Below are 13,918 nucleotides of genomic sequence, written 5' to 3'. Positions count from 1 at the left end.
ACTTCCTCACATCCGGAAGACGCCGAACTGGGGGTCACCCAGGGGCGCGTTGGCACAGGCGGTCAGGGCGAGGCCGAGGACCTGCCGGGTCTCCAGCGGGTCGATGACCCCGTCGTCCCAGAGCCGGGCCGTCGCGTAGTAGGCGTTGCCCTGGGACTCGTACTGCTCACGGATCGGGGCCTTGAAGGCCTCTTCCTCCTCCGCGCTCCAACCGTCGCCGAGCTGGTCGCGCTTGACGGTCGCGAGGACGGACGCGGCCTGCTCGCCGCCCATGACGGAGATCTTGGCGTTGGGCCACATCCACAGGAAGCGGGGGGAGTACGCCCGGCCGCACATCGAGTAGTTGCCCGCGCCGTACGAACCGCCGACGACGACCGTCAGCTTCGGCACCCGGGTGGTGGCCACGGCCGTGACCATCTTCGCGCCGTGCTTGGCGATGCCGCCGTGCTCGTACGCCTTGCCGACCATGAAACCGGTGATGTTCTGCAGGAAGACGAGCGGGATCCCGCGCTGGTCGCACAGCTCGATGAAGTGCGCGCCCTTCTGCGCGGACTCGGCGAACAGGATGCCGTTGTTGGCGACGATGCCGACCGGGTGGCCGTGGATCCGGGCGAAGCCGGTGACCAGCGTCTGCCCGTACTCGGACTTGAACTCCTGGAAACGCGAGCCGTCCACGACCCGGGCGATGACCTCGCGCACGTCGTAGGGAGTGCGGGAGTCCACGGGCACGGCCCCGTACAGCCCGTACGGGTCGACCTTCGGCTCCTCGACCGGCTCCACCGACCACGGCAGCGCACCGCGCTCCGGGAGCGTGGCCACGATGTTCCGCACGATCCGCAGCGCGTGGGCGTCGTCCTCGGCCAGATGGTCCGTGACGCCGGAGATCCGGGAGTGGACCTCACCGCCGCCCAGCTCCTCGGCGGTGACGACCTCGCCGGTGGCCGCCTTCACGAGCGGCGGACCGCCCAGGAAGATCGTCCCCTGGTTCCGTACGATCACGGCCTCGTCGCTCATCGCCGGGACGTACGCGCCGCCCGCCGTGCACGAGCCGAGGACCGCCGCGATCTGCGGGATGCCCGCGCCGGACATCCGGGCCTGGTTGTAGAAGATCCGGCCGAAGTGCTCCCGGTCGGGGAAGACCTCGTCCTGCATCGGCAGGAAGGCGCCGCCCGAGTCCACCAGGTAGAGGCAGGGGAGACGATTCTCCAGCGCCACCTCCTGCGCCCGCAGGTGCTTCTTCACCGTCATCGGGTAGTACGTGCCGCCCTTGACGGTCGCGTCGTTCGCCACGATCACGCACTCGCGGCCCGAGACCCGGCCGACACCGGCGATGACGCCGGCCGCCGGGGCCTGGTCGCCGTACATGCCGTGCGCCGCGAGCGGGGCCAGCTCCAGGAAGGGCGAACCCGGGTCGAGAAGGGTGTCCACCCGGTCCCTGGGCAGCAGCTTGCCGCGCGCGGTGTGCCGGGCCCGGGACTTCTCACCCCCGCCCAACGCGGCCGCCGCGAGCGTGGCGCGCAGGTTCGCGGCCAGCTCGTGGTGCGCCGCCTCGTTCGCCTGCCAGGCCGGCGATGCGGGATCCGCCGCACTCGTCAGCACAGGTGCCTGCTGCATCCCTCGAGCTCCCTTGCTCGGTTAATGAGCGTTAACGTATTGCGCTCAGGTTAACGACCGCTAACGGGGTTGTCTAGAATCGAATCCATGACCACGAGCCCGACCCGCACGGACGCCCCGACGCGACGCGAGCAGATCCTCAAAGAGGCCGCGCGCCTCTTCGCCGAGCGCGGCTTCCACGGCGTCGGCGTCGACGAGATAGGAGCCGCCGTCGGCATCAGCGGGCCCGGTCTCTACCGTCACTTCCCCGGAAAGGACGCGATGCTCGCCGAGCTCCTCGTGGGCATCAGCGAGCGGCTCCTCGACGGCGGGCGGGTGCGGGCCGGTGCGACCACCGGCGACCCCGAGGCCCTCCTCGGCTCCCTCATCGACGGGCACATCGACTTCGCCCTCGACGACCGGCCGCTCATCACCCTCCACGACCGGGAGCTCGACCGGCTCAAGGACGAGGACCGCAAGCGGGTACGGCAGCTCCAGCGGCAGTACGTCGAACTGTGGGTGGCGGTGGTGCGCGAGCTCCACCCGGAGGCGGCCGAGAGCGAGGTACGGACGGCGGTCCACGCCGTGTTCGGCCTCCTGAACTCGACCCCGCACCTGGCCACGGTCGGCCGCCGGTCCATGGAGGACCTGCTGCGCAGGCTGGCCCACGGGGCGTTCGGGGCGCTGGCCGGTCCGGGCCTCCCGTAAGGTCCACGGGGCGAAACGTGTGCCCAAGGCGTCCGCCGCTCGGCCAGAATGTGCTCCATGCCGATAATCAGCCGTGCCGCCCTCGTCGAGCACCTCGTCCGTACCCGGATCGCGGGAGACGTCGCCACCCCGCGCGACAACAACCTCTCCCACTACCGCAAGCTCGCCAACGGCGACCGGCACTACTGGCTCGGCCTCGAACTCGGCGACCGCTGGGCCGACGAGCAGGACGTGCTCGCCGTGATGGCCGAGCGCTGCGGAGTCATCGACGACCCGGCCCACCGCGCCGGCCAGGACACCATCGACCCCGAGCTCACCGTCGACGGCCTCGACCGGATGGCCGCCCGGCTTCGCAAGGCCGCCGCGGGTCGCGAGCGGGTCCTCTTCGCGACCGGCCACCCCGGCGCCCTGATCGACGTCCACAGCAGGGTCGCGGCCGCGCTGCGCGCCCAGGGCTGCGACATCGTCCGCATCCCAGGGGGGCTCGTCGCCGACGAGGGGTACGTCGTGCAGTTCGCCGACGTCGCCGTCTTCGAGCGTGGGGCGAGCCTCTGGCACACCCACTCGCCGGAGCCGATGAACGCGATCCTCGACGCGCTCGGGGAGGACGGGCGGCCGGACCTGGTGATCGCGGACCACGGGTGGGCGGGGCGGGCCGGACAGCGGGGGATCGACTCGGTCGGCTACGCGGACTCCAACGACCCGGCGCTGTTCATCGGCGAGGCGGAGGGCACGATGCAGGTCACGATCCCCCTGGACGACCACGTCCTGGACCCCCGCTTCTACGAGCCCCTGACGACGTACACCCTGAACGCGGCGGGCCTGACGAGCTGAGCGGGTCGCTGGGGGGGGCGATGCGCCGACTGGGCGGCGCCCCGCACCCGCTGAGCGGAGCCCCACCCAGGGGCTGCGCCCACGCGCGCCCGGGGGCGGCGCGCACCCGCCGCCCAACCCCACCCCCGTGTGGGCAATCGTCCCGCTGGGCGGGACGGGTGGGCACACGGGACGGCGCCCTTTGGCGGGCGCCTCCGCCCCTTGTGCCTGGACCCGCACCGATTGTGCGCCGTACATCGGGTGCGGGTTCGGGCGCGGAAGCCTGGGCCCGGCAAGGGGCGCCGTCCGGTCGTCAGCGCGGAACGCGAACGACACCCTCCTGGATGACGGTGATGGCCAGCTTCCCGTCCCGCGTCCAGATCCTGGCCTGGCCGAGCCCGCGCCCGGCGGAGGCGGACGGCGACTCCTGGTCGTACAGGAGCCATTCGTCGGCCCGGAACGGCCGGTGGAACCACATCGCGTGGTCGAGGGAGGCCCCGACCACGTCCCCGAGGGCCCAGCCGCCGCGCCCGTGCGCGAGCAGGACGGAGTCGAGCAGCGTCATGTCCGAGACGTACGTCGCCAGGCAGACGTGCAGCAGATGGTCGTCGGCCAGCTTGCCGTTCGTACGGAACCACACCTGCGAGCGCGGTTCGCGCGGCTCCCCGACGGAGCCCCAGGGCGGGGTGTCGGCGTACCGCAGGTCCACCGCGGCGCGCGCCTCGACGAGCCGGGTCGCGATCTCCTCCGGAAGGTGCCGGGGGAGCATCTCGGCGGCCGTCGGCAGCGACTCCGGGGCGGGCGCGGCCGGCATGCCGGCCTGGTGGTCGAGCCCCTCCTCGTACGCCTGGAAGGAGGCGGAGAGGTGGAATATCGGCTGCCCGTGCTGGACGGCGACGACCCGGCGGGTGGTGAAGGACCGGCCGTCGCGGATCCGGTCGACCGTGTAGACGATCGGCGCGCCGGGGTCCCCGGGGCGCAGGAAGTACGCGTGCAGGGAGTGCGCGAGGCGGTCTTCCGGCACGGTCCTGCCCGCCGCCACCAGCGCCTGGGCGGCCACCTGGCCGCCGAAGACGCGGGGGACGAGCGCGGAGCGGGACTCGCCCCGGAAGATGTCCCGCTCGATCCGCTCGAGGTCGAGCAGATCGAGCAGGCCATCCAGGGCGTTGTGTGTGTCGGGCACCAGGACTTACAGGCCCATCGACTTGGCGATGATCGACTTCATGATCTCGCTGGTGCCGCCGTAGATGCGGTTGACGCGGTTGTCGGCGTACAGGCGGGCGATCGGGTACTCGTTCATGTAGCCGTAGCCGCCGTGCAGCTGGAGGCAGCGGTCGATGACGCGGTGCGCGACCTCGGTGCAGAAGAGCTTGGCGCTGGCGGCCTCGGCCGGGGACAGCTCGCCCGCGTCGAGGGCCTCGAGGGCGCGGTCGGCGACCGCCTCGGCGGCGTCGACCTCGGCCTGGCAGGCGGCCAGCTCGAACTTGGTGTTCTGGAAGTGCGCGACCGGCTTGCCGAAGACGGTGCGGTCGGTCACGTACTCCTTGGCGAACCGGACGGCGGCCTTGGCCTGCGCGTACGCGCCGAAGGCGATGCCCCAGCGCTCGGAGGCCAGGTTGTGGCCGAGATAGGAGAAGCCCTTGCCCTCCTCGCCGAGGAGGTCCTCGACGGGCACCTTGACGTCGACGAACGCGAGCTCGGCGGTGTCGGAGGTGCGCAGGCCCAGCTTGTCCAGCTTGCGGCCGATGGAGTAGCCCTCGGACTTGGTGTCCACGGCGAAGAGGGAGATGCCGAAGCGGCGGTCCTCGGCCGTCGGGGCGGAGGTGCGGGCGCAGACGATCACGCGGTCGGCGTGGACGCCGCCCGTGATGAAGGTCTTGGAGCCGTTGAGGACGTAGTGGGTGCCGTCCTCGGAGAGCTTGGCGGTGGTCTTCATGCCCGCGACGTCGGAGCCGGTGCCCGGCTCGGTCATCGCGAGGGCCCACATCTCCTCGCCGGTGACGAACTTCGGCAGGTAGCGCTTCTTCTGGTCGCCGGTGGCGAGCATCTTGATGTACGGCAGGGCCAGCAGCACGTGGACGCCGGAGCCGCCGAACTGCACGCCGGCGCGCGAGGTCTCCTCGTAGAGGACGGCCTCGAACTTGTGGGTGTCCAGGCCCGCGCCGCCGAACTCCTCGGGCACGTTGATGCCGAAGATCCCCAGCTCCCCGAGCTTGGCGTAGAAGTCGCGGGGCGCCTGGCCCGCCGCGAACCACTCGTCGTAGACGGGAACGACCTCGGCCTCGATGAAGGCGCGGATGGTCTCCCGGAACGCCTCGTGGTCCTCGTTGAATACGGTACGGCGCACGAGCCGCCTCCTCGGAGTCCTGGGCGCCTGGCCCACTATGCCTAAGCGCTTGCTCAGTCAAGTTACCCATCAGTTCGCGCCGCTGTCCAGATCTGGGCGCCCATGGTTGTCCACGTCACGTCCCTCAGGACGCGGGCGCCGTCTCCCCGACCCAGCGGCGGCCCACCGTGTCGTACGCGAACGAGGGCCTGCCCGTGACCGAGGCGGTACGGAAGGGGCGGCCGCCGTCGGTGATCCGCACCGTCCCCGAACGGCCCTCGCTGCTCCACACCAGCTCCAGGTACCAGCGGCAGTCGCACCCCGCCGTCGCCGCCGAGACCAGCAGCTCCTCCGGCTCGGCGGCGCTGACCGCGTAGGGGAAGGAGACCGCCGGGAGCGTACGGCCTTCCTGCCCGGAGGCGTCGTACCCGTCCAGCGCCCGCGCCACCGGGCGCGGCCGGTCCAGGTCCACCTCGAAACGGCGCGGCGTCACCGCCCCGCCGCACCCGTCGTCCATCCGGTACGCCGCCCAGGGCAGCGGCGCGCCCCGCTCCACCACCCGCACGTGCAGCGCCTGGAGCACCACCGCCGCCGAGCTCTTCCCCTGCACCGACACCCGTACCAGCGTCTCCCCGCCGTCCACGGCCCCCTGCGCCGCCGCCCAGCTCCGCGCGTCGGCCGCCTCCGGCGGGGGAGGGGGTGTCCGCTCCACGAGATAGGTGTGCCCGCACCCGTTCTTCCAGATGTGCGAGGCGACCGTCCACGTCAGCGGCGCCGGTGGTTCGGCGGCCCGCTCCCGGGCCTTCCCGGGCAGGAGTACGGCTCCGAGCGTCACCGTCCCCACGACCGCCGGCGCTCCGACGACCACGCCCACCCACCCCCACCGGCGCCTCCGCCGCGCGGACGGGAGGCCCGGCACGCGCGCGTGCACGGGTTCCAGCTCGGGCTCCGGCTCCGGGCCGGGCTCCGGCTCCGGCTCCGGGCCGGGCTCGGGCTTCGGCTTCGGGCCGGGTTCCGGCTTCGGCTCCGGGCTGGGCTCGGGCGCCGGCTCCGCGCCGGGTCCCGGTGCCGGAGGGCGGCGGGCGCCGTCCGCGCGGGTCCAGGCCCCCTCCAGGGCCCGCCGCTCCTCCTCGTCCGCCCCGCACAGCAGGGCGAGGCGGTCGACTACGGCGAACTCCTCCGGGACGGTCGCGCCGGAGCAGTAGCGGTGGAGGGTGGACGCGCTGACGCTCAGGCGCCGGCCCAGCGCCTCGTAACTCCTCCCGTCCCGTGCCTTCAGCCCGCGCACGAGCCGCGCGAACTCCTCGACGGCGGCGTCCTTCGGCATTCCATCCCCCTCGACCCTGCGTCCCACCCTTCACGTCCTTGCACGTCAGCGGGGGTGGAATGGTTCCGGGACGGACGGTGGGCGCGTCACTGTTGCAGGCGGCGGGCGGCGGCCCGACGCTGGTCGAGCACTGACCGAACGACCCGACGGGGGATCCACCACCATGCACAAGCTCCGTACCGCACTCGCCACCGCCGCCGCTGCCGCCCTGGGCCTCGCGGCCCTCGCCACGGCCCCGGCGCAGGCCGCCGCCCAGCCCGCCTTCCTCGCCGCCTCCCAGATGCCGCCGTCGTCGACGCCGTGGACCGCCACCCAGGTCTTCACCGGCGTCCCGGAGAACGGCGGCGCCCTCTGCGCCCCGTACAAGATCCCTGCGCAGAACACCCGCTACCGCGAGTTCAGCACCGAGCTCGACACCAACGGCGTCCAGATCACCACCGTCGCCCGCACCGAGGCCGACGCCGTGAAGCTGGTCGACACCCTCCGCAAGGCCCTCGCCGGCTGCGGCCCCCTGCTTGAGCGGCAGAACCCGGGCCTGCGGGCCGTCAGCGCCTCCCACGGCAAGCTCGCCGTCGAGGAGGGCGCCTGGGTCTACAGCCTGGACACCGCCGACCCGCAGATCGGCATCACCGACATCCACCTCTTCTCCGTCGGCCGCGACGGCCGCACCGTCACCCTCGTCCGCTGGGGTCAGATGGGCGACTTCAAGGACGCCCCGCTGACCGCCTTCCGCACGACGACGAAGACCGCCGTCAACAAGCTCTGGCTCTGATGCGCCGTCAACTCGATGAATGCTGAACTACCCAGAGCGACAGTAACGTCGCAGAACAGCTCCATTCGGGTGATACTGGGACGTGAGCTTCCTGTGTCGGCACGCTCGTGCGTCGAGCAGAGCAGCCCATCCGTCGTGAGACCTGTACTGGTCGGGGGACCGTTTCGAACGTGATGCGAAAGGGTGCGTCATGGAACCCGTCATGGAACTCGAATCCCTCCCTGACGAGATCGTCGCGGAGATCGAAGTACGGGATCGCTGGAGGCGCGCGTCGGCCGGTGCCCTGGAGTTCCTCATCACCGACATCGGGAGGTGGCCACTGGGTTCGACGGTGCGGGTCGCGTTCCTCGACGGGAACGACCAGTTGCACGCGGACATCGCGGGAGCGACGAAGCAGATCACCGACGCCTGCAACCTGACACTCGACTTCGGGCAGAGCGGCGGGGGCGGAACGTTCCGGCGCTGGACCACGGCCGACACCGCCCTCGCCGCCGAGATCCGGGTCAGCTTCGACCTGCCGGGCTTCTTCTCCCTGGTGGGCACCGACAGCACGGACCCCACCATCGGTGCGGGAGGCGGTCAGGTCGGGGGCAACGCCGGCCAGCGCAGCCTGAACCTCGGGCGGTTCGCGGTGAACAGGCCCGCCCAGTGGGAGGGCACCGTGCGGCACGAGTTCCTGCACGCGCTGGGATTCCACCACTCCCACCAGAACATGCGCGGCACCTGCGAGGGCGAGTTCCGCTGGGAGGACGAAGTCGGGTACGTCCCCACGCAGGACCCGGGCGGTGTCTTCGTGGCGGACGCCCAGGGCCGGCGCCCCGGCATCTACACGTTCCTCGCGGGGAAGCCGAACCAGTGGCCGCGCGCGAAGGTGGATCACAACCTGCGCACCGCGGACGACCCGGATCTCGTCGCCGGACCCTTCGACCCGAAGTCCGTGATGCTGTACCGGTTCCCGGCGTTCTTCTACAAGTCCACCCCCAGCAGCTGCGCGCCGACCGGTAACGGGCAGAACCTGTCGGACGGCGACAAGCGGGGGCTCGAGCTGATGTATCCGCACACCACGGACGCGTTGGCGGACCGTCAGGCCCGTGCGGACGCGGTCCTGCAATCGCTCGGGGCCGGTCCGGAGGGACTTCCCGGTGCGGACGGCGGCGACCTGGCCGAGGCGTACCGCAGCCGGGTCGAGGAACTGGCCGTCGCCCAGGCGGCGGGCGTCCGCTGAGCCGATCCGAGCCGATCCGAGCCGATCCGGCGGTGCCGGAGCGGCTGACGCGCGGCGCAGAGCACGCGCGGTGAGAGGCCGGCCTCCCCTTTCAGAGGGACTTGAGCGCGAACCACAGCTCCATGCGGACGTCCGGATCGTCCAGGTCCCGTCCCAGGAGCCCGGCGCAGCGGGCGATCCGCTGGCGGACGGTGTTGCGGTGGAGGTCCATCGCGACGGCCGTCCGGTCCCAGCCGCCGTGCAGCGAGAGCCAGACGCGCAGAGTCTCGGCGAGTGGTTCGGTCAGCGGGGCGAGGAGGGCGCGCGCGTGGGCGGTGGCCTCGTCCGGGTCCACCAGGGCGGTGATCCCGCCCGCGCGGTGCCGCACCAGCTCCGCCCCCGTCGCCTCCGCCCGCCGCAGGGCGCGCGCCGCCTGAGCGTCCGCCGCCGCGAGTTCGCCCGCCTCGACGGGGGCGCTCACGCCCAGCGTCCAGCCGGACTGAGCGGTGACGGGGGAGGAGGCGGTCAGGAGCAGGCGTACGGCTCCGAGCGCACCCCCCGGCGCCGTACGGCCCGAGCCCGCCGCCCCGGGAGCCGTACGGCCCGAGCCCGCCGCCCTGGGAGCCGTACGGCCCCCGTCCACCAGCGGTGTCCCCAGCGCCGCCGCCAGTGAGGCCGCCGCGAACGGGGTGCCGTCGCCGCCCGAGGCGTGGACCACCGTCCAGGGGCCGGGGCCCAGCGCTGCCGCGACCTCCGCCGGGGGTGCGCCGAGGAGCAGCCGGACCAGGGCCCCGTCCCGTACCGTCACGTCCGCGCCCCGGTGCGGGGCCGTCAGGAGCGAGAGCAGGACGACGGCGACCCCCGCGATCGTGTGGTCGCCGGGGCCGCGACGCTCCGTCGCCACGCCGAGGGTCAGACCGTCACCGCCCCCGAGGGCGTACGCGGCGAGCCGGAACCCGCCGCCCTCCCCGCTCGCCGAGGCCGGGCCGCCCGGGCGCGGGCCGAGCACCCCGGCGAGTTCCCGCAGCGCGCGCGCCGCCTCCGCCGGTACCTCCCGGCCCGCCGCGAGCGACTCCGTACCGTCCGCCCCGAAGAGCACCGCCCGCCCCGCGAGCCGCGAGGCCAGCGCGCCGAGGACCGCCGGGACCGGAGCGGGTCTCGCCGCCGCCGTCGCCAGGGACTGCTGCGCCTCCGTCACCCGGCGCAGCTCGTGCAGCCGCGCTTCGGCCATCAGCCGCCACAGCGCCCGCGCCACCGCCGTGAAGGGGGTCTCGGGCGGCACCTCGATCAGCGCCAGACCGTGCCGGGCGCACGCCTCGACGAGGGCCGCCGGCACCGTGTCGTACACCGGGGTGACGCCGAAGCCGAGCGCCGCGGCGCCGGCCTCCACGAGCCGCTCCACGTACCGGGCAGGGTCGGTGAGCTGTACGCCCGCCGTCATGAGCAGTTCGCCGCCGAGGAGGTACGGGTAGGGGTCGGCCATCTCCGAGGTGTGCACCCAGTGGATCGAGACGTCCTCGGGCCCCGTGAGCAGCCGGAGCCCGAGGTCCCGGCGGGCGAGCAGCGCGGTGAGCGAGACGGGTGGTGCGGGGGGAGTGGAGAGGGCCTCCGAGCGGGACGACGACATGGATCCTTCGTACACCATCGGCTCGTACAGTGGAGGGAACATACACTTCTGTGCTGCTTTCCGGCCGCTTACCGTCGTGGCATCAAGCGGGCCGGAGCCCCACAACCCGCCACACCCCAGGAGGACCCGACCATGAGCAGCGACCAGAACGCCTTCCGCGGCCCGATCGACTCGTCCCGCGTCCCGCGGTACGCCGGTCCCGCGACGTTCGCGCGGCTGCCGCGGCTCGACGAGGTCGGCACCGCCGACGTCGCCGTGGTCGGCGTCCCCTTCGACAGCGGCGTCTCCTACCGGCCCGGCGCCCGCTTCGGCGGCAACGCCATCCGCGAGGCGTCCCGCCTGCTCCGCCCGTACAACCCGGCGCAGGACGCCTCCCCGTTCGCCCTCGCCCAGGTCGCGGACGCCGGTGACATCGCCGCCAACCCGTTCAACATCAACGAGGCCGTCGAGACCGTCGAGGCCGCCGCCGACGAGCTGATCGGCACCGGCGCCCGCCTGATGACCCTCGGCGGCGACCACACCATCGCGCTGCCGCTGCTCCGCTCCGTCGCCAAGAAGCACGGCCCCGTCGCCCTGCTCCACTTCGACGCGCACCTCGACACCTGGGACACCTACTTCGGCGCCGAGTACACCCACGGCACCCCGTTCCGCCGGGCCGTCGAGGAGGGCATCCTCGACACCGAGGCGCTCTCCCACGTCGGCATCCGCGGCCCGCTGTACGGCAAGCAGGACCTCACCGACGACGAGAAGATGGGCTTCGGCATCGTCACCTCGGCCGACGTCTACCGCCGCGGCGCCGACGAGGTCGCCGACCAGCTCCGCCAGCGCATCGGCAACCGCCCGCTGTACATCTCCATCGACATCGACTGCCTCGACCCGGCCCACGCGCCCGGCACCGGCACCCCGGAGGCGGGCGGCATGACCTCCCGCGAGCTCCTGGAGATCCTCCGCGGCCTCTCCTCCTGCAACCTGGTCTCCGCCGACGTCGTCGAGGTCGCCCCGGCGTACGACCACGCCGAGATCACGGCGGTCGCCGCGTCGCACACGGCGTACGAACTGACGACGATCATGTCCCGCCAGATCGCGGCGGGCCGCGCCGACGCCGCGAAGTAACCTCCTGGTGGTCCGTGCCCGGCCGGCCCGCGGGGCCGAAGAGGCGGGCACGGACCACCCGACCGTCCGAGCCACGCCCAGAGGGACCTCATGACCCACGACCACGACCTGGTCCTGCGCCCCACCGAGGCCCAGACGACCGCCGCCCTGAACCCGCCCCCCGGGCGCAACGGCGGCGACCTCGTCGTCGAGACCCTCACCGGTCTCGGCGCCACCACCGTCTTCGGCCTCCCCGGTCAGCACGCCCTGGGCATGTTCGACGCGCTGCGCCGCTCCCCCCTCCGGTACGTCGGCCTCCGCGTCGAGAACAACGCGGGCTTCGCCGCCGACGCGTACGGCCGGATCACCGGCGAGGCCGCTCCGCTGCTGCTCTCCACCGGCCCCGGCGCGCTCATGTCGCTCGCCGCGCTGCAGGAGGCCGCCGCCGCCTCCGCGCCCGTCCTCGCGATCGGCAGCCAGATCCCGGCGGCCGGCCTCGGCGGCGGGCGGCACGGCTACCTCCACGAGCTGCGCGACCAGCAGGCGTCCTTCCGCGACATCGTGAAGTCCGTCCACACCGTCCGTACGCAGTCCCAGATCCCCTCCGCCCTCGCGGCGGCCTGGGAGTCGGCGCTCACCGCCCCGCACGGGCCGGTCTGGGTCGAGATCCCGCAGGACGTGCTCCTCGCGGAGACCGCCCTGCCGGTGGTCACGGCCATGGACGCGACGCCCGAGGAGGTCGTCCCGCGACCCGAGCTGACGGCGGTCGCCGCCCACCTCCTGGCGAACGCCGAGCGGCCCGCGATCATCGCGGGCGGCGGTGTCGTCCGCTCGGACGCCTCCGGCAAGCTCCTGGCGCTCGCGGAACGCCTGGACATCCCCGTGGTCACCACCTTCGGCGGCAAGGGCGCCTTTCCCTGGGAGCACCCGCTGTCGCTCCAGTCCTGGCTGGAGGACCGGCACACCACCGACTTCCTGGAGGACGCGGACGTCCTCCTCGTCGTCGGCTCCGGCCTCGGCGAGCTGTCCTCGAACTACCACACGTTCGCCCCGCGCGGCCGGGTGATCCAGATCGAGGCCGACGCGGGCAAGCTGGAGTCCAACCACCCGGCGCTCGGCATCCACGCGGACGCCCGCCTCGCGCTCCAGGCGCTCCTGGAGACGGCCCCCGAGCGGCGGGACCCGACGGCCCCCGAGCGGGTCGCGGCCGTCCTCGGCAAGGTCCGGGACCGGATCGCCGCGCAGGACCTGGGCCTGGAGCAGCGGATCGTGGCGGCCGTACGGGAGGCGCTGCCGGGCCGCTCCCCGAGCTTCTGGGACATGACGATCCTCGCGTACTGGGCGTGGTCGGCCTTCGACGCGAGGCACCCGAACACGATGCACTCCGCGCAGGGCGCGGGCGGCCTGGGCTACGCCTTCCCCGCCGCTCTCGGCGCGGCCGTCGCGGACCCGTCCCAGCCGGTCCTCGCGGTCTCCGGCGACGGCGGCGCGATGTACTCGATCGCCGAGCTGGCGACGGCGAAGCAGTACGGCCTCGACGTGACCTGGCTGATCGTCGACGACGGCGGCTACGGCATCCTGCGCGAGTACATGACGGACGCCTTCGGCGAGCCCACGGCCACCGAACTCACCCGCCCGGACTTCGTCGCCCTGGCGGAGTCCTTCGGCGTCCCGGCGACCCTGACGACCCCGGAGACGCTGACAACCGACCTGACGAAGTCCCTGGCGACCCCGGGCCCGTCGGTGGTGGTCCTCCCGGCCCTCCTGAGAATGTTCGAACCGACGCACCTGTGAGCCGAGGGGCCCGGGCCCGCCGCCCCCGCGGGGCCCCGGGGCCCTCGCGTGCCGGGCCTGATCGGCGGGACGCCCCTGGGTCAGACGACCAGCGACTCCCACCTCTCGCGGTACCGGGCGAGCTGCTCCTCGTACCCCCGATGGAACTCGGCGCTCTCGTCGGGACCCAGGTTCTTGTCGTGCATCTGCCCCGGCGGTACCAGCTTCATGACGTCTCCGACGAGGGCCTCGGCGATCTCGGCGTGCGGACCGCCCTTCTCCAGGGCGAACAGCACGTGCGGCCCCGCTTCCTGTAACAGCCGCACGAAGTGGCTGCGCGGGGTGTCCGTCGTCCTCTTCAGCCGGGACGGGGCTCCCAGACCGGTCTTCCCGACCGCCACCCCCTCCAGTACGTACAGCGCCGCGTGCAGCTGCCCCCACATGTAGGCCCTGCCCTGCCTCCGCGCCACAAGCACCCCTTCCGGTCCGTCCACGGCACCGCCCGCCCGGCGGCCCCAGGACGTTACCTACCCGTGGCGACCACCCGGCCACTCCCCGCCGGTTTGTTGCGGCGGGATGAAATCCCAGCCCAGCGGCGTTGGGCCTTCCGGCAGAGCAGGACGAACGGGAGGCCATTCGTGGCGGCGGTGGGGCAGCGACAGGCGGCGGACGGACAACCGGCG

The 13,918-nt window shown here is 73.0% G+C and carries 12 protein-coding genes; 6 read left to right on the top strand and 6 right to left on the bottom strand.

Annotation, left to right across the window (positions count from 1 at the left end):
- Positions 1–6 precede the first annotated feature (6 nt).
- Positions 7–1,614: a carboxyl transferase domain-containing protein gene (locus ACZ4VK_RS04700; protein WP_468348394.1), complete on the bottom strand. Its 1,608-nt coding sequence runs from the start codon at positions 1,612–1,614 to the stop codon at positions 7–9.
- An 87-nt stretch (positions 1,615–1,701) separates the two neighbouring features.
- Between ACZ4VK_RS04700 and ACZ4VK_RS04695 the strand changes: the two genes are divergently transcribed.
- Positions 1,702–2,301, top strand: a complete 600-nt coding sequence (locus tag ACZ4VK_RS04695) for an SACE_7040 family transcriptional regulator (protein WP_468348392.1) — start codon at positions 1,702–1,704, stop codon at positions 2,299–2,301.
- Positions 2,302–2,358: 57 nt separating this feature from the next.
- Complete coding sequence (locus tag ACZ4VK_RS04690) at positions 2,359–3,135, top strand: phosphatase (protein WP_468348390.1); 777 nt, start codon at positions 2,359–2,361, stop codon at positions 3,133–3,135.
- Between the two features lie 292 nt (positions 3,136–3,427).
- Here the strand turns inward: ACZ4VK_RS04690 and ACZ4VK_RS04685 are convergent, their stop codons facing one another.
- The 3 genes from ACZ4VK_RS04685 to ACZ4VK_RS04675 form a co-directional block, all read right to left on the bottom strand.
- Positions 3,428–4,297, bottom strand: a complete 870-nt coding sequence (locus ACZ4VK_RS04685) for an acyl-CoA thioesterase (protein WP_468348388.1) — start codon at positions 4,295–4,297, stop codon at positions 3,428–3,430.
- Between the two features lie 6 nt (positions 4,298–4,303).
- A complete protein-coding gene (locus tag ACZ4VK_RS04680; RefSeq protein ID WP_468348386.1) occupies positions 4,304–5,461 on the bottom strand; it encodes an acyl-CoA dehydrogenase family protein in 1,158 nt (385 codons plus the stop codon).
- 124 nt (positions 5,462–5,585) lie between these two features.
- Positions 5,586–6,767, bottom strand: a complete 1,182-nt coding sequence (locus tag ACZ4VK_RS04675) for a helix-turn-helix domain-containing protein (RefSeq protein ID WP_468348384.1) — start codon at positions 6,765–6,767, stop codon at positions 5,586–5,588.
- Between the two features lie 163 nt (positions 6,768–6,930).
- Here ACZ4VK_RS04675 and ACZ4VK_RS04670 point away from each other — a divergent pair, with 163 nt between their 5' ends.
- Both ACZ4VK_RS04670 and ACZ4VK_RS04665 read left to right on the top strand, forming a co-directional pair.
- Entirely contained in the window at positions 6,931–7,539 is a 609-nt protein-coding gene (locus tag ACZ4VK_RS04670; RefSeq protein ID WP_468348382.1) for a hypothetical protein, read from the top strand.
- Positions 7,540–7,741: 202 nt separating this feature from the next.
- Positions 7,742–8,764 (top strand): zinc metalloprotease, encoded by a 1,023-nt coding sequence (locus ACZ4VK_RS04665; protein ID WP_468348380.1) that lies wholly within the window; start codon positions 7,742–7,744, stop codon positions 8,762–8,764.
- Positions 8,765–8,855: 91 nt separating this feature from the next.
- On the opposite strand, the gene ACZ4VK_RS04660 is transcribed toward ACZ4VK_RS04665, so the two are convergent.
- On the bottom strand, positions 8,856–10,370 hold the full coding sequence (locus ACZ4VK_RS04660; protein WP_468348378.1) for a PucR family transcriptional regulator: 1,515 nt from the start codon (positions 10,368–10,370) through the stop codon (positions 8,856–8,858).
- A gap of 132 nt (positions 10,371–10,502) precedes the next feature.
- Between ACZ4VK_RS04660 and speB the strand changes: the two genes are divergently transcribed.
- Positions 10,503–11,483, top strand: coding sequence for an agmatinase (gene speB / locus ACZ4VK_RS04655; protein WP_468348376.1), 981 nt, complete (start codon positions 10,503–10,505; stop codon positions 11,481–11,483).
- A 90-nt stretch (positions 11,484–11,573) separates the two neighbouring features.
- Positions 11,574–13,256, top strand: a complete 1,683-nt coding sequence (locus ACZ4VK_RS04650; RefSeq protein WP_468348374.1) for a thiamine pyrophosphate-binding protein — start codon at positions 11,574–11,576, stop codon at positions 13,254–13,256.
- An 80-nt stretch (positions 13,257–13,336) separates the two neighbouring features.
- Here the strand turns inward: ACZ4VK_RS04650 and ACZ4VK_RS04645 are convergent, their stop codons facing one another.
- Positions 13,337–13,705 (bottom strand): hypothetical protein, encoded by a 369-nt coding sequence (locus tag ACZ4VK_RS04645; protein WP_468348372.1) that lies wholly within the window; start codon positions 13,703–13,705, stop codon positions 13,337–13,339.
- Positions 13,706–13,918: the final 213 nt, after the last annotated feature.

The organism is Streptomyces sp. NPDC028711, assembly GCF_055565415.1.
This window is presented reverse-complemented; position numbering and strand designations above follow the sequence as displayed.